Source organism: Providencia sp. PROV061, from assembly GCF_011045655.1.
GTDB classification, from domain to species: Bacteria; Pseudomonadota; Gammaproteobacteria; order Enterobacterales; family Enterobacteriaceae; genus Providencia; species Providencia hangzhouensis.
The window spans coordinates 1,528,140-1,546,816 of record NZ_CP042861.1; the positions used below are offsets into that span (position 1 = coordinate 1,528,140).

An 18,677-nucleotide genomic window follows, 5' to 3' on the forward strand; every position below is an offset into this window, starting at 1 on the left:
GAGGAATAAAAAATATGCAATCATTTGATGTGGTTATCGCCGGTGGTGGTATGGTTGGGTTAGCAGTCGCTTGTGGGCTTGAAGGGAGCGGGCTCCGTGTTGCGGTAATTGAGACTCATCCACCCAAGGTACCATTTAGTGTAGCAGAGCCGCATGCATTAAGGGTATCTGCTATTAATGCGGCAAGTGAAAAGTTACTGACCCACTTAGGTGTATGGTCAACTATTAAAGGAATGCGAGCTTCTGCATATAATGGCATGGAAGTTTGGGATAACGATAGCTTTGGGCGTATTACTTTTACCGCTCAAGAACGTAACCTGACGCATTTAGGGCATATTGTTGAGAATAATGTCGTACGTGATGCACTATGGCAAAAGGCGTCGCAGCTTCGCGATGTGACATTATTAGCACCCGCAACGATTAAAAAAGTAGTGTGGGGAGAAAATGATGTTTTTATTACGTTAGATGATGAAAACATGTTAACAGCACGGTTAATTGTGGGGGCTGACGGGGCAAACTCGTGGTTGCGTAGTCATGCGGATATCCCATTAACCTTTTGGGATTATGAACATACCGCGTTAGTTGCTACGGTCCGAACTGAAAAACCTCACGAAGGTGTTGCTCGCCAAGCTTTTGATGGTAAAGGTATTTTGGCGTTTTTACCATTAAGTGACCCGCATCTTTGCTCGATTGTCTGGTCTCAGCCTGCCACTGAGGCAGCAAGGCGCCAGTCTTTAGAACCTACTGATTTTAATAAAGAATTGGCAGTTGCATTTGATATTCGTCTTGGTCTTTGCCAAGTGGAAAGTGATCGATTAACTATTCCATTAACTGGACGCTATGCAAGGCAATTTGCGGCGCAACGTTTAGCGTTGTTAGGGGATGCGGCTCATACCATCCATCCATTAGCGGGCCAAGGGGTTAACCTTGGTTTTATGGATGTCGCTATGCTGATTGGTGAAATTAAACGTTTGCACCGTGAAGGCAAAGACTTTGGTCAATATTTATACTTGCGTGACTATGAGCGTAGCCGTAAGCACAGTGCAGCGTTGATGTTAGCTGGTATGCAAGGCTTCCGTGAATTATTCGATGGTAATAACCCTGCGAAGAAGTTGCTGCGTGATATTGGGTTAGTGTTAGCGGATAGCTTACCGGGGGTTAAACCTCAATTATTGAACCATGCGATGGGGCTGTTTGATATGCCTAAGTGGCTGGAACAGTTACAAGTCGAAGACACTCTCTAAATCCCTTTCTGCAAAGGCACAATCTCATAAATTGTGCCTGAGGTTGTTGACAAAGTGGGATAAAAGCGTGGTTTTTCCCACTTTGTGTTATCAGCCGAAAATCAATAAATTGATTTTCCTAGTTTATTTTCAAAACCTATTCGACTTGCCGCCAAACATAATATGTTTGTCAGCAGTCTGAGGCACAATCTTATAAATTGTGCCTTTTTCTTTTTTAATTTCAATATACAAAGTGTCATCACTGGTTTCTGTATACGAAATAACCCTGCCGATCTTGTTTTAGTATGAATAGCAGACTTTTCTCTTTTTATCATGACTGAAAAAAACTAATTACATTCATTTTTCGCATTAGTTTTATTTATATTGGTGTGATGAGTTTTATTGGCGAAGCTATCATTTAAATTCTTTAATTGATGATATTTTGAGCTTCTAGACGCTAAATGTAAGGGTTTTGAGTGATCATTCTCAATTATTTAACAAAAAGCACTGGCAAAATCAGAGCGCAATCAGTAATACAGATGGATAGTCGCCCTATTTTTTTTTATAGAATAGAACTGCAAACAGTGGTAGGTTTTTTAAAAGTTATCGTTTGCGTCGGGTTAAAATTATCTCGCGACTTTGTTGCAGATGGATAATTTTCACTACGCAATCACCCTGTCATATTAATTAATAATGTAAAGAGGGTATTCATGGTAAAGCAAACAACGCTATATGATGAACATATAGCCTGCGGTGCAAAAATGGTCGATTTTCATGGTTGGATGATGCCGTTGCATTATGGTTCGCAGATCAATGAACATAATTTTGTCAGAACCGAAGCAGGGATGTTTGATGTTTCCCATATGACTATTGTCGATTTACACGGGGAAGGCTGTCGCGATTTTCTCCGTTATCTTCTCGCCAACGATATCAATAAACTTACAGAGCAAGGCAAAGCTTTATATACAGGTATGCTGAATGCTTCTGGTGGTGTTATTGATGACCTGATTGTGTATTACCTCGCTGATGACTTTTATCGTCTCGTCGTCAACTCAGCAACACGCGATAAAGACCTCGCTTGGATTGAACAACATGCTAAAGGTTATGCAGTTGAAATTCGTGTTCGCGATGACTTAGCGTTATTAGCTGTCCAAGGGCCGCAAGCACCAGAAAAGGTTCATTCATTACTGAGTTCGGAACAAAATAGCGCCATTGAAGGAATGAAACCATTTTATGGTATTCAAACTGGAGATTTGTTCATCGCAACCACGGGCTATACCGGCGAAAAAGGTTATGAAATTGCTATGCCTAAAGAGCAGGTCGTTGAATTTTGGCATAAACTGCTTAAGGCAGGGGTACACCCAGCGGGCTTAGGGGCGCGGGATACTTTGCGCCTTGAAGCCGGTATGAACCTATATGGGCAAGATATGGATGAAACGATTTCACCATTAGCCGCGAATATGGGATGGACGATCGCTTGGAAACCAGAAGATCGCCAATTTATTGGCCGTGAAGCATTGGAAAAGTTACGCGAACAAGGTACTGAAAAACTTGTCGGTATTGTGATGCGTGAAAAAGGTATACTGCGTGCAGGGCAAGTTGTCCGCTTTACTGATGAACTGGGGAAACTACAAGAAGGGGTAATAACCAGTGGCTCTTTCTCGCCAACCCTTGGCTTCAGTATTGCGTTAGCGCGTGTCCCGAACGGAATTCAAGACAAAGCAATTGTTGAAATCAGACAAAGAGAAATGCCAGTTGAAGTTGTTAAACCGGGCTTTGTCCGTGAAGGTAACTGCTTAGTGTAATTTGGGCGAATCTGATTAATAAATTTAAAAATTGAGAGGCTAATGATGAGCAATACACCTAAAGAATTAATGTACACCCGTGAACATGAGTGGCTGCGCGATGAAGGTAATGGTGAATTTACAGTTGGTATCACCGAACATGCGCAAGAAACGTTGGGTGACATGGTGTTTGTTGATTTACCCGAAGTGGGGACGGCGGTAAGTGCAGGTGATGACGTTGCAGTCGTCGAATCAGTTAAAGCAGCATCTGATATTTACGCACCACTGAGTGGCGAAATTGTGGCGGTTAATAGTGAGTTGAATGACGCGCCAGAACTCGTAAATGAACAGCCGTATCAAGAAGGTTGGATTTTCCGCATTAAAGCATCGGATACCGCAGAGCTGGCGGATTTGATTGATGCGGCGGGGTATACTTCTATGATTGAAGCCGAAGAATAGTTTATTCGTCATATTTTGTGTTGTGGCGGTGTTGGCTGCACTCGACAACTCGGGTCACATACTTGTGTATGTTCCCCAAGATTGTCTACGTTTGCCGCCTAGCCACAACGCAAACTATTTAGAATAAACACTTTTTAGTGATAGCCATAAGATGAGCTATTTAGAGGATTGATAAAATCTAATTAGTTAGAAACAAGAAACAAGAAACAACCGCAATATCATTGATTTTAAGCGTTATCTCGCAAGTTCCGTAATAACCGCCCTACAACTTATGCATAGCAGACAAAGGATGGGAACACAGATATGTCGATGTCACTGAGTCAATTAGAAAATCGTTCAGAATTCATTTCGCGCCACATTGGTTCATCAGAACAACAATTAAAAACCATGTTAGACACCGTGGGTGCAACGTCATTAGATGCCTTGATGGGCAAAATTGTCCCCAAAGCCATTTTGCTTGCAGAACCGCCAAGAGTGGGGGGGGGAGCAACTGAACAAGAAGCTTTAGCGGAATTAAAAGCAATAGCGTCACTCAATAAACGCTACAAAAGTTATATTGGTATGGGCTATGCCCCTGCTGTGCTTCCGCCAGTTATCTTGCGTAATTTATTAGAAAACCCGGGTTGGTATACCGCTTATACGCCATATCAACCGGAGGTGTCACAAGGCCGTTTAGAATCATTACTGAATTTTCAACAGTTAACTATCGACCTTACGGGGTTAGACCTCGCTTCTGCATCGTTATTGGACGAAGCCACCGCTGCGGCAGAAGCTATGGCGATGGCAAAACGGATCAGCAAACTGAAAGATGCAGATCGTTTCTTTGTGGCGGATGATGTTCATCCGCAAACTCTGGATGTTGTTCGCACACGTGCGGGGACTTTTGGTTTTGAAGTGATTGTGGATAGCGCAGAGAAAGCACTGGAACACGAAGGTATTTTTGGTGTGTTACTTCAACAGGTTGGCACGACAGGTAATGTCCATGACTACAGTTCGCTATTTGCCCAATTAAAAGAGCGTAAAATTGTCAGTTGCGTTGCAGCAGATATGATGGCGCTAGTATTGCTCACTGCACCGGGTAAGCAAGGGGCGGATATTGTCTTCGGTTCAGCGCAGCGTTTTGGCGTCCCGATGGGGTATGGTGGGCCACATGCGGCCTTCTTTGCTTGTCGTGACGAATTTAAACGGGCAATGCCGGGACGTATTATCGGTGTGTCACGGGATGCAGCAGGTAATACCGCACTGCGTATGGCGATGCAAACCCGTGAACAACATATTCGCCGTGAAAAAGCGAACTCGAATATTTGTACATCCCAAGTGCTGTTAGCCAATATCGCAGCCATGTATGCGGTTTATCATGGGTCAAAAGGGCTGAAAATAATTGCAGAGCGTATTCATCGCTTCAGCACTATTTTTGCCAAGGCATTAGCAGACGCAGGTTTTACATCACGCCATAAAACTTGGTTTGATACGTTATGTATTGAAGTCGCTGACAAAACAGCGGTGCTAGCTCGTGCTGAAAAAGCCAAAGTGAATTTACGTACTGATATTCGTGGTGCAGTTGGCGTGACTTTTAGTGAAATCACGACTCGCCAAGATTTAAATGAATTGTTTGCGGTGATCACAGGTGTTGAAACTAAGTTAGATTTTGAAAAACTAGACCAATCTGTTTCAGCGACAGAGCAAGCGATCCCAAGCTCTATGTTACGTGATGATGAAATTTTAGCTCATCCAAATTTTCATCGTTACCATAGTGAAACCGAAATGATGCGCTATATGCATAGTTTAGAGCGTAAAGATTTAGCCTTAAACCAAGCTATGATCCCTCTGGGTTCTTGTACGATGAAGCTTAATGCGGCTGCGGAAATGATCCCAATTACTTGGCCTGAATTTGGCGAGCTACACCCATTCTGCCCACCTGAGCAGGCTCAAGGTTATCACCAAATGATAGAGCAACTTTCCCATTGGTTAGTGCAATTGACTGGTTATGATGCAGTTTGTATGCAACCTAACTCAGGGGCTCAAGGTGAATATGCCGGTTTATTGGCTATTCGTCGCTATCATGAGAGTCGCAATGAAGGGGAGCGAAATATTTGTTTGATCCCGGCTTCTGCTCACGGTACCAATCCTGCCTCTGCGCATATGGCAGGTATGGAAGTGGTGGTAGTGCGTTGTGATGATGAAGGTAATATCGATTTAACGGATTTACGTGAAAAAGCTCAGCAACATAGCGAAGCTCTTTCTTGTGTGATGGTAACTTACCCATCAACCCACGGGGTATATGAAGAAAGTATTCGTGAAGTGTGTGAAATTATTCACCAATATGGTGGTCAAGTATATCTTGATGGTGCAAATATGAATGCTCAAGTTGGGTTAACAACACCGGGCTTTATTGGTGCGGATGTTTCTCACCTGAATTTGCATAAAACATTCTGTATCCCTCACGGCGGTGGCGGACCAGGTATGGGGCCTATCGGTGTGAAAAAACACTTGGCACCGTTCGTACCGGGGCATTCTGTGGTTGAGCAAGAAATGTTAACTGACCAAGGGGCGGTATCTGCAGCCCCATTTGGCAGTGCATCAATTTTGCCAATTAGCTGGATGTATATTCGGATGATGGGCTCTTATGGTCTACGTAAAGCTAGCCAAGTTGCTATTTTAAATGCGAATTATATTGCCAAGCGTCTTTCTGGCCGTTATGACATTTTATATACAGGGCAAGAAGGCTATGTTGCCCATGAATGTATTGTCGATTTACGCCCAATTAAAAGAGATACGGGTATCAGTGAGCTCGATATTGCTAAGCGCTTAATTGATTATGGTTTTCATGCGCCAACCATGTCTTTCCCTGTAGCAGGGACATTAATGATTGAACCGACAGAGTCTGAAAGCATAACTGAAATTGATCGGTTTATTGACGCCATGTTAGCGATACGCGATGAAATTGACCAAGTCGTGAAAGGGCAGTGGACACTAGAAGATAACCCTCTCGTGAATTCGCCTCATGTGCAAACGGAGCTAGCCGGGGAGTGGCCTCATAGTTATAGCCGTGAACTCGCAGCATTCCCAACAGCACAAACGAAAGCGAATAAATACTGGCCAGCAGTAAAACGGCTTGATGATGTGTATGGGGATCGTCATTTACACTGCTCATGTGTGCCGATTGAAGATTATATGTAGGAATATATCGCACACTTCTATTATATAATGTGAATTAAATACTCTTTAGGCTTGATTTCGGTGAGTTACTGAATTCAAGCCTTTATTTATTTAGGATTTATTTAACCTAAATATTGTGAGATACCCGTATAATTTTTACCTTGGTGTAGCTTTTCCACAGCACCTGTTTCTATAATGACTCGGTAAACCCCTCCATTAAGGTCAGCCACATACATCAGTTGTGCAGGCTTATCATATGTGAGTCCAATAGCCTCTTTAAAACCACGGCTTATCACCTTGTAATGGCTTAATCCATCAGCAGAAATATTGGCACAATTTAAGCTATTACCATCGGGCTCAGCGCCTCTATCTGTCCAATATAAAATATGGTTTTCTTTATCAAGCAATAAATCAATAGGTTCGGGGAGGTCTTGAAGGAGTAATTGAATATCAGTTCGTTGATTGGCCGATTGTTGGATTTTAGGCGTTAATGGCACCCTAAAAATACGACCTAAATTACCTTTAGGGGTCCCTTTCTGAGTCCAGTAAATCCAATTATTTGTGACATCAACAGTAATGCCAACACATTGGTCTAATATATCTACTTTATTGTGTTTATCTCGGGGTCTTGCTACATGGACGAATAAATCAGAACCATCAATATTACATGATGAAACCATACCACCTTCACGGTCACACCAATATAATCGTTGATTTACTAAATCAAGATGCAATTGTTTTGGTGTTCTTATCTTTCCGTTGCCTACTAGTATTTTTCTGCCAGTACCATCAAAATTCATCACATTAATGGAACCATCGTCAGCCTCATAATCTTCACCCATATTACTCCAATAAATTAATCGGTTAGCAGGGTCAACGGCAATACCATCAGGAGTCCCACCGAGTCCTTCGATAATTGGAATTGTTTGATGTGTTGATTTATTGAATTGAATTATAGCGGGTGAATGGACATCTAGAAGTAAAAGATAAGGATTTGAATATTCATTGAATTTTTCCATTTTAAACCTCTCTGGCAAATGTTCAATGATAAAGATAGGAGCGATATTAATAATTGGCAAGTTATTAATATTGATATTTCTATATAAGTCGAGATTAATAATTATTAAAAAATATAAAGTAGTTTATTATTTAAATCAAAATAATAAATTAGTGAAAAGTATATCTTGCTGTGGGTAATACACATTAGATTAGATGAGTGTAACACGTTAAATAAAGCGGCTTTGTAGCCGCTTCTGACATAAATTACAGTAACCAGCCTTTTTGCTGAGCGAGTTCCAATTGTAATTTAAGTTGTTGATAAAATTCAGGTAGGATCTGCTGAATATAATCACATTTACTGAGGACTTGTTCCAGACGAATGTGGTTTTCGACCCAACTTTGGCCTTGATTATGCAGGTTCATCAGCATCGGCATCGCTCGGTCAATGGCATTCGCATACACAGATTCCGGGGTTTCTAATGCATCATATTCATTCCACAGAGCTAATAGCGTTTCATTTTGCGGGCTAGGCAGTAAGTTAAAAATACGCTTAGCCGCTTTAACTTCTTCTTCATGAATAGCATCACGAGCGGCATTATCAAATACCAATACATCGCCTGCATCAATTTCAACAATGTCATGAACAAGGGCAAGTTTTATCGCATGTTCGATATTAATGCCTTGAACATAAGGTGCAAAACTCATTGCTGCAACGGCAAATTGCCAACTGTGTTCTGCTGTGTTTTCTTGGCGTTCACGGTTCAATAACTTATTTTTACGATAAACACTTTTGAGTTTATCTAATTCCATCAAAAATTGGACGACTTCGGTAAAAGCCCCAAAATTAACCACCTCTACGGGCTTGTTACCTAATGCAGATGACATAAAAACTCCAATTAATTCTCTTCTAATGAATAAGGTAATGGTGCGATAGTTAGATGACTTTGCTCATCCCCCATAACACGGAAAACGCTATCCGCTTCCATATCGTTATTCATAATGACTTGCACATAGATTTCGCCGCTACCTAAGCGAATAGCAGCTAAAACAGTTCCTGTACGGCGCCATTTATCACCAAGCTGCCATTCCACACCTTCACCAACGACAGGAATAGTGGTACCTGTACCTTTTAAGGTGTACATCGCACGTTTATTTGCACCACGGAATTTTGCACGGGCAACCATTTCTTGACCGGTATAACAGCCTTTTTTAAAGCTAATACCATCAGGTAGGGCTTGTAAGTTGGTTGCTTGAGGTAAATGTTGGGCACTATTTTGTTGATCGATAACCGCAAAACCGGCTTCGATATCAAGGGCTAACCATTGTTCATCGTTGACCTGAATAGCACCTAAGGTTTGGGCCATTTTTTGTGCCGTTTCTTCGTTAGTGATCACTAAAAAACGCTCTGTGGGTAATGCAAAATGTAATATTGTGGAGACGTCGTCTGTAACTACTTGGTTTTGAGCGTCAGGTAATGCAGTAAATAATGTTGCCAGTGCTTCTCTAGCGCCTTTACCCGCGACTCCGACTAATTTCAGTTCTGGTTTTTTTTCAAAGGTGACTTTCGAAAAAACAGCATATTTTTTCAGTTCGGCGAGTTGTGAGTCGGCAACGCTGGTTCTTAATAAATATGAGTAGCCATCTAAATGATGGAATAAGCGGAGGTCGCTCCACATCTTACCTTTAGGATCACAATGTGCTGTTAATGCATGTGATTGCTTGAGTGTGGCGATATCTGCGGTTACTTGGCCTTGCAGGTATTTTTCTGCATCGGCGCCGTGGAGGTGAATAAGTTCCCAGTTTTCCAGTGAAATCAAAACGAGTGGTAAAGACTGAGATCCGAGAGGGAATTGCTGTGTACTATCAATTTGGTTAGTCATGATTTCACCTGTTGTTCTTTGATAGATAAAGGTGCCTAATGGTAAAATAGCTAGATAACATTGCAAGTAGTTATTATGATGAAGCTGTATTATCTAATAGTTTTTTATCATCTGTTTGTAGAAAAACGGTATTTTACTACTAAAATTACAACAATGTAGTCTATAACATGTTTTCTTAGCGGATAATCTGTTAGAGTATGGAAAATAATCAATCTAATCAGTTAACTGCAAAAAAGGCCGTAGTAGAATGGATATTGAGAATAAAGCGCGAATTCATTGGGCATGCCGCCGTGGTATGCGTGAATTAGATATTTCAATCATGCCGTTTTTTGAGTATGAATATGATGACCTAACAACTCACGATAAGCAGGTATTTGTCCGTTTATTAGAATGTGCGGACCCTGATTTATTCAATTGGCTAATGAATCACGGTCGTCCAGATGATGACGAACTTTTTCGTATGATTAAACTGATTCAGGAAAAAAATAAAAATCGTGGTCCTGTGGAAATCTAATCTCTCCATTTCATGGAAAACCCAACTGTTCTCAACCTGTGTTCATGGGGTCATTGGGATGTTTTTACTATTGGCTCCATGGTCCCCTGGTAACTCAATGATATGGTTGCCGCTATTAGTGGTTGTCGTTGCGAGTTGGGCAAAGAGTCAGAAAAATATCAGTAAAATAAAAGGGGTTGCTGTACTGGTTAATGGTAATAAGGTTCAGTGGAAGAAAAATGAATGGAGAATACTGAAAGCACCTTGGTTTACCCGCTATGGTATATTACTGACACTAGAAGCGTTACAAGGTAAACCACAAAAGCTCCATTTGTGGGTTGCAAAAGACGCATTGTCGGAAGAGAATTGGCGTAATTTAAACCAATTATTGCTGCAATACCCTGATATTTAGGCTACCAAAATCATAGGTGATAAATCAAATTGGTAGCCTAGTGTAGGGTAGGTAACCCTCACTTTGGGGGTTCGATGAGCAAGTACATATAAACTTGCATCATAACAGCGCTTCAATTTCCTGAAAAATCTGCACACACCACTGCGCAATACGTTCATCGGTCTGTTCAAACTGGTGGACTTCATCTAATGCCAGCCCAACAAACATATCACCAGTTTCATTGAGTGGTTTAGGGCTATCAAAGGTATAGCCTTCAGTTGGCCAGAAACCGACAAATTTAGCGCCAGTTGGTTTTAGTTGATGATAGAGCATGCCAAGGGCATCAAGAAACCACTCGCCATAATCTATTTGGTCACCCAGTCCATACATCGCAATGATTTTATTTGCGAGGTTAAGATTGGGAAGCGCTTCCCAAATTTCAAGCCAATCTTCCTGTATTTCACCAAAATCCCACGTAGGTATTCCCAAAATAAGAACATCATACTGTTCCATTTCTGCTGGCGGTGTATCGTTAACGTTATGCAATGTGACTAAATCATCGCCGAGAATATCACGTATTTTTTCTGCAACCATTTCGGTATAACAGGTACTAGAACCGTAAAAAAGACCTATTTTCATATATATTATTACTATGTCCAGCTATGGTTTTCATCACAAGAGAGATATTGTAACAGAAGCAGCCACATTCAGGCATAATAGAATCGTGTGGTATTATCTAAAGGAAGCTTATCTGTCGTGGAAACAAAACAACTTAATCCATTAATTGAACAATTTCTTGATACAATTTGGCTTGAACAAGATCTAGCCGAAAATACATTGGCTTCTTATCGTAATGACCTTCAACTATTAGATAAATGGCTTGATGCGCATCAGTTGCATTTAGAAAGTGTTCAATCAATTGACTTACAATCTTTTTTTGCAGAACGTATTGATTGTGGATATAAAGCAACCAGTTCAGCACGTTTATTAAGTGCGATGCGTAGGTTATTTCAATATTTGTATCGGGAGAAAATCCGTCTGGATGACCCTTCTGCGGTGATTGCTGCCCCCAAAATTCCGCAGCGTTTACCCAAAGATTTAAGTGAAAAACAAGTTGAAGATTTATTAAATGCCCCTGCTACCGAAGATGCTTTAGAACTACGTGATAAGGCCATGTTGGAAGTGCTATATGCTTGTGGTTTGCGTGTTTCTGAATTAATCGGCTTAACTTTTTCAGATATTAGCTTGCGGCAGGGGGTTATTCGCGTTGTTGGTAAAGGCGATAAAGAAAGATTGATTCCCTTGGGGGAAGAGGCAATATATTGGCTAGAGAAATATATTGATGAAGGTCGCCCAGATTTATTAAATGGCAAAACTAGCGATATTCTATTCCCGAGTAAGCGTGGCACGAAAATGACTCGGCAAACGTTTTGGCATCGAATAAAATATTATGCAGTACTTGCACATATTGATAGCGAGCTACTCTCACCGCATGTTCTTAGACACGCATTTGCAACCCATTTACTCAATCATGGGGCAGATTTACGCGTGGTACAAATGTTGTTAGGTCATAGTGATCTTTCAACCACCCAAATTTATACTCATGTTGCTACTGAACGGTTACGAGTATTGCATGAGCAGCATCATCCAAGGGGGTGATGCATGATTAAAGGACTATCTATGAAACGCAAATTGTTATTATTGGCTGCTGCATGTATTGCGACTGTGACTTCCACGGTCTATGGGGCAACAGAAGAAAAAGTTATCCGTGATACTTTGGAAAAATACAACATGGTTGTTGAGGTAATTAAACCTTCGCCAATCGTTGGGCTGAATGTTGTTGAAACCACAACAGGGGTTGTTTATATCACTGATGATGGCAAATATTTATTGCAAGGGCCAATTTATGATATGAGCGGTAAAAATCCAGTCAATATCAGTAATCAGCCATTAATGAAAAAAGTAGAAGCGCTCAAAGATGAAATGATTATCTTCAAAGCCCCTCAGGAAAAGCATGTTGTGACAGTTTTTACCGATATTAGCTGTGGTTATTGTAAAAAATTACATGAATCTGTTGGTGAATTAAACAGCCAAGGTGTTACGGTGCGTTATCTGGCTTATCCACGCCAAGGTGCAGATAGCGACGTAGGAAAGAAAATGGCATCTATTTGGTGCAATGGCCTACAACAAAAAGCATTAACTCAAGCGTTTAAAGGTGAAGAAGTTGCCATGATTGAAGATTGCAAAATTGACCTAAGTAAACATATGAGTGTGGGTAATTTATTCAAAGTGACGGGAACACCAGCAATCATCCTACCGGATGGGCAATTACTGCCTGGCTACATGAAACCGGATGCCCTTGTTCAATTACTCAACGAAAAATAGTTAATTATTGTGAATGTAGAAACACTCTTACAACAAAGACAGCAGCAAAGTTCTGCCGCTCAACTTCCTGGCTTGCCTGAGCTATTACAACGAATTTACCAGCATCGGGGCATCACGGATATCACTCAGTTAGAGCGCAAAGCAGCTAATTTATTGGATTATCGGACATTATCGGGTGTTGATAAGGCATTGCCCCTACTTTATCGTGCGTTAAATGAACATGAAGCTATTACTATTGTTGGGGATTTCGATGCGGATGGAGCAACCAGTACGGCATTAGCTATTAGAGCTCTAAAATCAATGGGATATAGAAATATCAATTATATCGTTCCGAACCGTTTTGAAAATGGTTATGGATTAACGCCATTGGTTGTCGAAGAAGCTCGTAAACGCGGAACGAATCTCATTATTACCGTTGATAATGGCATCTCATCCCATGAAGGGGTTGCAGTAGCTAATCAATATGGAATGAATGTAATTATTACCGATCACCATCTGCCGGGGGAAACTTTGCCTGCTGCGGATGCGATAATCAACCCGAACTTAAATGAATGTTGCTTTGCATCTAAATCATTAGCCGGGGTTGGTGTCACATTTTATTTAATGTCTGCCTTACGTGCATATCTACGTCAGCAAGGGTGGTTTGTGCAGCAAGGGCTAGCAGAGCCTAATTTAGCCGAGTACCTTGATTTGGTTGCATTAGGAACTGTTGCAGACGTGGTTCCTCTTGATACAAATAACCGCATTTTAGTTCACCAAGGGCTAAATCGTGTTAGAGCTGGGCGCTGTTGCGCGGGTATTAAAGCCCTCATTGAGGTTTCCAAACGTGATTTATCAAGACTAGTGGCAAATGATTTTGGGTTTGCGCTTGGCCCTAGGCTAAATGCGGCAGGCAGATTAGATGATATGTCAGTGAGCATTGAATTATTACTGACAGACGATATGGCGTATGCAAGGGAACTGGCAAATGAGTTAGATGGGCTGAATCAAACTCGCCGTGAGATTGAAGCGGGTATGCAGCAAGAAGCGCTCGTGCTTTTTAATCAATTCGAATACGGTGAAAGCCAGTTACCAAATGGCTTAGCCATTTATCATCCTGAATGGCATCAGGGGGTTGTCGGTATACTCGCCTCAAGGATCAAAGAACAATATCATCGTCCTGTTATCGCTTTTGCTCCTGCGGGTGATGGTTTATTAAAAGGTTCTGGGCGTTCCATTCAGGGTGTCCATATGCGGGATGCATTAGAACGGTTAAATACATTACAACCCGGGATTATGCAAAAATTTGGTGGCCATGCAATGGCAGCAGGCTTAACTTTGCATGTTGATCAATTTGACGCTTTTAAACATCACTTTGAATTATTGATGGGTGAATTAGTTCAACCTGAGCAATTGGCTGGGGTAATCTGGAGTGATGGCGAACTTTCACGCAATGAGTTTTGTTTAGAAACTGCGGAACTTATTCGAGAAAGTGGCCCATGGGGACAAGCATTTCCGGAACCTATATTTGATGGTGAATTCCAATTATTACAGCAAAGGCTTGTTGGTGAGCGCCATTTGAAACTTATGCTGGAACCCGTGAATGGTGGGCCAATGTTAGATGCAATTATGTTTAATATTGATGTTCGTCGATGGCCAGATAACAGCATCAAAAAAGCGAAAATAGCCTTTAAATTAGATGTGAACGAATATCGTGGACAAAAAAACGTCCAGCTAATGATTGAGCATATTTGGCCTGATTAAGCCTATCATAAACGGCGGAATAACCAGCAAATAGCGTTTGATGGCGCTATAAACATGAGATAAATTCCGCTATACTAAGCGGTTTGTGAATAAAAAATTATTTTTGACTAACCATAAGATATTGAAAAATGACGTTTGAAATAAACCCAGTAAAAAATAAGATTCAGGACCTGTCTGAACGGACAGTGGTTCTGAGGGGGTATCTTTGACTATGATGCCAAGAAAGAACGCTTAGAAGAAGTCAATGCTGAGCTTGAACAGCCTGATGTGTGGAATGAACCCGAGAGAGCGCAAGCCCTTGGTAAAGAACGCTCATCTCTTGAAGCAATTGTTGAAACGATTGACCAGATGACGCAAGGCCTTGAAGATGTTGAAGGTTTATTAGAGCTTGCGGTTGAAGCTGATGACGAAGACACATTCAATGAAGCTGAAGCTGAACTAGAGCAATTAGAAGGCAAATTAGAGCAACTTGAATTTCGCCGTATGTTCTCTGGCGAATACGATAGTGCAGATTGCTACATTGATTTACAAGCGGGTTCTGGCGGTACTGAAGCTCAAGATTGGGCAAGTATGTTATTGCGTATGTACTTGCGTTGGGCTGAGTCAAAGGGCTTTAAAACCGAGATTATCGAAGAGTCTGATGGTGATGTTGCTGGGCTAAAATCGGCAACAGTCAAAATTATTGGTGACTATGCCTACGGGTGGTTAAGAACGGAAACTGGTGTTCACCGTTTGGTTCGTAAGAGCCCGTTTGACTCAGGTGGGCGTCGCCATACTTCTTTTAGTTCTGCGTTTATTTATCCTGAAGTTGATGATGATATTGATATCGAAATCAATCCAGCGGATTTGCGTATTGATGTATACCGTGCATCTGGTGCGGGTGGTCAGCATGTAAACAAAACGGAATCAGCGGTACGTATCACACATATTCCAACCAATATTGTGACGCAATGCCAGAATGACCGTTCGCAGCATAAAAATAAAGACCAAGCTATGCGCCAGTTAAAAGCGAAGCTATACGAACTGGAAATGCAAAAGAAAAATGCAGACAAGCAAGCGATGGAAGAGAACAAATCTGATATTGGCTGGGGAAGCCAGATTCGTTCTTATGTCCTTGATGATGCAAGAATTAAAGATTTACGTACTGGTGTGGAAACGCGTAACACGCAAGCCGTACTGGATGGTGATTTGGATAAATTCATTGAAGCTAGTTTAAAAGCTGGCCTGTGAGGAAAAAATGTCTCAGGAACAACAAGGTGTTGAACAAGCACCTGATTTGAATAACGAACTTAAAGCACGTAAAGAAAAATTAGCGGCACTGCGTGAAAAGGGTATTCCATTTCCAAACGATTTTCGTCGTGAAGATATTTCCGATAAAATTCATGCGCAATATGATGATAAAACCTCAGAAGAGCTTGAAGACCTAAATATTGAAGTGTCGATTGCTGGCCGTATGATGACTCGTCGTATTATGGGTAAAGCTTCGTTTGCAACGTTACAGGACGTTGGCGGACGCATTCAAATTTATGTATCGCGTGATGATTTAGCGGAAGGCATCTATAACGAACAGTTTAAAAAATGGGACTTAGGCGATATTTTAGGTGCTAAAGGCCGTTTATTTAAAACCAAAACGGGTGAGTTAACTGTTCATTGTCATGAAGTTCGTTTATTAACCAAAGCGTTGCGTCCATTGCCTGACAAATTCCACGGTTTATCAGACCAAGAAACACGTTATCGTCAGCGTTACCTTGACTTAATTGCGAATGATGAATCTCGCCATACTTTTATTGTTCGTTCTAAGATCCTAGCTGAAGTACGTAACTTTATGGTTAGCTACGGTTTTATGGAAGTGGAAACACCAATGATGCAGGTCATCCCTGGTGGTGCTTCTGCGCGTCCATTTGTGACTCACCATAATGCATTAGATATCGATATGTACTTACGTATCGCACCTGAATTATACCTGAAACGCTTAGTTGTAGGTGGTTTCGAACGCGTATTTGAAATCAACCGTAACTTCCGTAATGAGGGGTTATCCCCACGTCATAATCCAGAGTTCACAATGATGGAACTCTATATGGCTTATGCTGATTACCGTGATCTAATCGCATTGACAGAAGATTTGTTCCGTACACTGACACAAAAAGTGTTAGGTAATACTGTTGTTCAGTATGGCGAACAAGAGTTCGATTTTGGTAAGCCATTTACTAAAATGACGATGAAAGAAGCTATTTGCAAATATCGTCCAGAAACGAATGTTGCTGATTTGGATGATATGGATAAAGCGGTGGCAATTGCTCAGTCTATCGGTATTAAGATTGAAAAGAGCTGGGGCTTAGGCCGCGTACAGTGTGAAATCTTCGAAGAAGTTGCAGAAAGCCACTTGATTCAGCCAACATTTATTACTGAGTACCCAGCTGAAGTATCGCCGTTAGCCCGTCGTAATGATGACAACCCATTTATTACCGACCGTTTTGAATTCTTCATTGGTGGTCGTGAAATCGGTAACGGTTTCTCGGAATTAAATGACGCAGAAGATCAAGCTGAGCGTTTTGCTGAGCAAGTACGTCAAAAAGATGAAGGTGATGACGAAGCAATGTTCTATGATGAAGACTATGTCACCGCATTAGAACATGGTTTACCGCCAACAGCAGGTTTAGGCATCGGTATTGACCGTATGGTGATGTTATTCACTAACAGCCATACTATTCGCGATGTTATTTTATTCCCCGCTTTACGTCCTAGCAAAGCTTAAATACCATTATGCCCGGTTAATTCCGGGCATATATTTACATTTATAAGCAATCAATATTACTCTCCTCATGTTTTATTCAAATGCTTCATTTTAGGTTAAAGATAAAACACCATTTACTAGACGTTAAATGAGTAACATGGAATAAAATCACTGAATAGTGTTTTTTGAGTGATTACGGCTATGTGAACGCTATATTTTTATTAAAAATAAATTTGAGTTACGAATCGTATCAATTTAATATAAGTAATTCCGACAGATAACTGCTATGCTTTATTACGTAGTTGGAAATTATGTAGCTGAAATGCCGATAAATTCGTTTTTTTATAATCGACTGATTTTGCTTGTAATTTTTAATTGCTGTTAGTTTTTGGAATTGAATTAAGCAGGTTACCCATATTTTGAATGATGGCGGTTATTGCCATGTCACAGGTTTAAAGTGTGTCAGCAGCTTGATAAATGAAAAGTAGGTGTGTTTATTGTTAGCCATCATTTTATTTGTTAACAATTGTTACAGGGACAGAACTAAAATGAGAATTTACTTGAAAGGTATCTAATTGTTAGCAAGGTTTATCGAGCAACTTAATCGTTATCTGACATAAAATAATAAAAAATTCCGGTAAAGGTGTTAATTTGTCTCTTTATAAGGACTGCTAGCGGAAATTAGCTCATAAATTTAATAGAAATGTAGCAATAAAATAATTTTAAAACTAAAGTTAAGTTAATCTAAATTTATGAGATGACTCTATTTCTACATTCGGGCTTATAGAAAATAGCTAATTTTTAGCTTACACTAAGTTTTTTGGACATCATTATAATAGCGAAGAAAAGTGCTGGTAAGGTAACCATATGTTTTTAAAAAATAAATTTCATGTTGCATTTTTGCTTATAGCAGGTACAGCTCTTCTTTCAGGTTGTACATTTGGTTCAGACACATACAATACAGCAACACCTAATACCCCAAGTAAACAAACAGTCGATACAAGTACCGCTCAGCCGGTAACACAATCGACTGTTGATACCAATCCAGGTCAGGTTGATAACTCTTATCCTGAATCTCAAAAAGTTTTAAACAGCGCAATTAACCGTACACCAGTTGCTTCTACAACTTATGGTGAAGCGGGGGCTGACCAGCAAACATTTGCTCATTTGAATACGTGTGTTAAAGAATTAAACGCGCTCAAAACACTATCACCAAAAGATTACAATCGCTTAGTAGGTTCATTTAAAGAAGTTAGCGAAATCAACCGTCTATATCGACAAGTTGAAGGGACTGCTAGCCCTGACACAATTGAACTATTACAAATGGCAATAGAGTCTAAAACTAAAGTGTTGTGTGCAAAAGTTCGTTATAACTCAGTATTGTCTACCGAATCAACATTGAAGAAAATTAGTGGATTATGAGAATA

The 18,677-nt window shown here is 40.7% G+C and carries 16 protein-coding genes; 12 read left to right on the forward strand and 4 right to left on the reverse strand.

All coding sequences use genetic code 11. The features are described 5' to 3' along the window. Nucleotides 1-14: 14 nt before the first annotated feature. The 4 genes from ubiI (at nucleotide 15) to gcvP (ending at nucleotide 6,646) form a co-directional block, all read left to right on the forward strand. Nucleotides 15-1,244 carry an FAD-dependent 2-octaprenylphenol hydroxylase gene (ubiI, locus tag FVA72_RS06805; RefSeq protein ID WP_110592144.1) on the forward strand — a complete coding sequence of 410 codons (1,230 nt, stop codon included), beginning with the start codon at nucleotides 15-17 and terminating at the stop codon, nucleotides 1,242-1,244. A 689-nt stretch (nucleotides 1,245-1,933) separates the two neighbouring features. Further along, on the forward strand, nucleotides 1,934-3,028 hold the full coding sequence (gene gcvT / locus FVA72_RS06810; protein WP_110592143.1) for a glycine cleavage system aminomethyltransferase GcvT: 1,095 nt from the start codon (nucleotides 1,934-1,936) through the stop codon (nucleotides 3,026-3,028). A gap of 45 nt (nucleotides 3,029-3,073) precedes the next feature. Then, nucleotides 3,074-3,466, forward strand: a complete 393-nt coding sequence (gene gcvH, locus FVA72_RS06815) for a glycine cleavage system protein GcvH (RefSeq protein ID WP_036958523.1) — start codon at nucleotides 3,074-3,076, stop codon at nucleotides 3,464-3,466. A 303-nt stretch (nucleotides 3,467-3,769) separates the two neighbouring features. Continuing rightward, nucleotides 3,770-6,646 carry an aminomethyl-transferring glycine dehydrogenase gene (gene gcvP / locus FVA72_RS06820; RefSeq protein WP_110592142.1) on the forward strand — a complete coding sequence of 959 codons (2,877 nt, stop codon included), beginning with the start codon at nucleotides 3,770-3,772 and terminating at the stop codon, nucleotides 6,644-6,646. Nucleotides 6,647-6,747: 101 nt separating this feature from the next. Here the strand turns inward: gcvP and FVA72_RS06825 are convergent, their stop codons facing one another. The 3 genes from FVA72_RS06825 to ygfZ form a co-directional block, all read right to left on the reverse strand. After that, a complete protein-coding gene (locus FVA72_RS06825) occupies nucleotides 6,748-7,644 on the reverse strand; it encodes a YncE family protein (protein WP_165119666.1) in 897 nt (298 codons plus the stop codon). A gap of 244 nt (nucleotides 7,645-7,888) precedes the next feature. Further along, nucleotides 7,889-8,509, reverse strand: a complete 621-nt coding sequence (locus FVA72_RS06830; RefSeq protein ID WP_004261871.1) for an HD domain-containing protein — start codon at nucleotides 8,507-8,509, stop codon at nucleotides 7,889-7,891. 11 nt (nucleotides 8,510-8,520) lie between these two features. Continuing rightward, nucleotides 8,521-9,504: a tRNA-modifying protein YgfZ gene (gene ygfZ, locus FVA72_RS06835; RefSeq protein ID WP_110592139.1), complete on the reverse strand. Its 984-nt coding sequence runs from the start codon at nucleotides 9,502-9,504 to the stop codon at nucleotides 8,521-8,523. A gap of 247 nt (nucleotides 9,505-9,751) precedes the next feature. On the opposite strand from ygfZ, the gene sdhE reads away from it, so the two are divergent. Continuing rightward, nucleotides 9,752-10,018 carry an FAD assembly factor SdhE gene (sdhE, locus tag FVA72_RS06840; RefSeq protein WP_004261864.1) on the forward strand — a complete coding sequence of 89 codons (267 nt, stop codon included), beginning with the start codon at nucleotides 9,752-9,754 and terminating at the stop codon, nucleotides 10,016-10,018. Next, entirely contained in the window at nucleotides 9,999-10,409 is a 411-nt protein-coding gene (locus FVA72_RS06845) for a protein YgfX (protein WP_110592138.1), read from the forward strand. The genes sdhE and FVA72_RS06845 overlap by 20 nt, the downstream gene beginning before the upstream one ends. Nucleotides 10,410-10,508: 99 nt before the next feature. On the opposite strand, the gene fldB is transcribed toward FVA72_RS06845, so the two are convergent. Continuing rightward, nucleotides 10,509-11,027 carry a flavodoxin FldB gene (gene fldB / locus FVA72_RS06850; RefSeq protein WP_004261816.1) on the reverse strand — a complete coding sequence of 173 codons (519 nt, stop codon included), beginning with the start codon at nucleotides 11,025-11,027 and terminating at the stop codon, nucleotides 10,509-10,511. Nucleotides 11,028-11,144: 117 nt separating this feature from the next. Here fldB and xerD point away from each other — a divergent pair, with 117 nt between their 5' ends. The 6 genes from xerD to FVA72_RS06880 all read left to right on the forward strand — a co-directional run bounded on the left by xerD (nucleotide 11,145) and on the right by FVA72_RS06880 (nucleotide 18,672). Then, on the forward strand, nucleotides 11,145-12,047 hold the full coding sequence (xerD, locus tag FVA72_RS06855) for a site-specific tyrosine recombinase XerD (RefSeq protein WP_004261814.1): 903 nt from the start codon (nucleotides 11,145-11,147) through the stop codon (nucleotides 12,045-12,047). Nucleotides 12,048-12,068: 21 nt separating this feature from the next. Further along, a complete protein-coding gene (gene dsbC / locus FVA72_RS06860) occupies nucleotides 12,069-12,773 on the forward strand; it encodes a bifunctional protein-disulfide isomerase/oxidoreductase DsbC (RefSeq protein WP_096863312.1) in 705 nt (234 codons plus the stop codon). A gap of 9 nt (nucleotides 12,774-12,782) precedes the next feature. Then, entirely contained in the window at nucleotides 12,783-14,516 is a 1,734-nt protein-coding gene (gene recJ / locus FVA72_RS06865) for a single-stranded-DNA-specific exonuclease RecJ (RefSeq protein ID WP_110592137.1), read from the forward strand. A 128-nt stretch (nucleotides 14,517-14,644) separates the two neighbouring features. After that, nucleotides 14,645-15,746 (forward strand): peptide chain release factor 2 gene (prfB, locus tag FVA72_RS06870; RefSeq protein WP_096863166.1). Its coding sequence is split into 2 segments (ribosomal slippage): nucleotides 14,645-14,722 and nucleotides 14,724-15,746, totalling 1,101 coding nucleotides; the frame shifts between segments, so codons are not numbered across the junction. A gap of 7 nt (nucleotides 15,747-15,753) precedes the next feature. Then, entirely contained in the window at nucleotides 15,754-17,271 is a 1,518-nt protein-coding gene (gene lysS, locus FVA72_RS06875) for a lysine--tRNA ligase (protein ID WP_004261800.1), read from the forward strand. Between the two features lie 846 nt (nucleotides 17,272-18,117). Then, the gene (locus tag FVA72_RS06880) at nucleotides 18,118-18,672 is read left to right on the forward strand and encodes a hypothetical protein (RefSeq protein WP_004261796.1); all 555 of its coding nucleotides are present in this window, start codon (nucleotides 18,118-18,120) and stop codon (nucleotides 18,670-18,672) included. The last annotated feature ends 5 nt before the right edge of the window (nucleotides 18,673-18,677 follow it).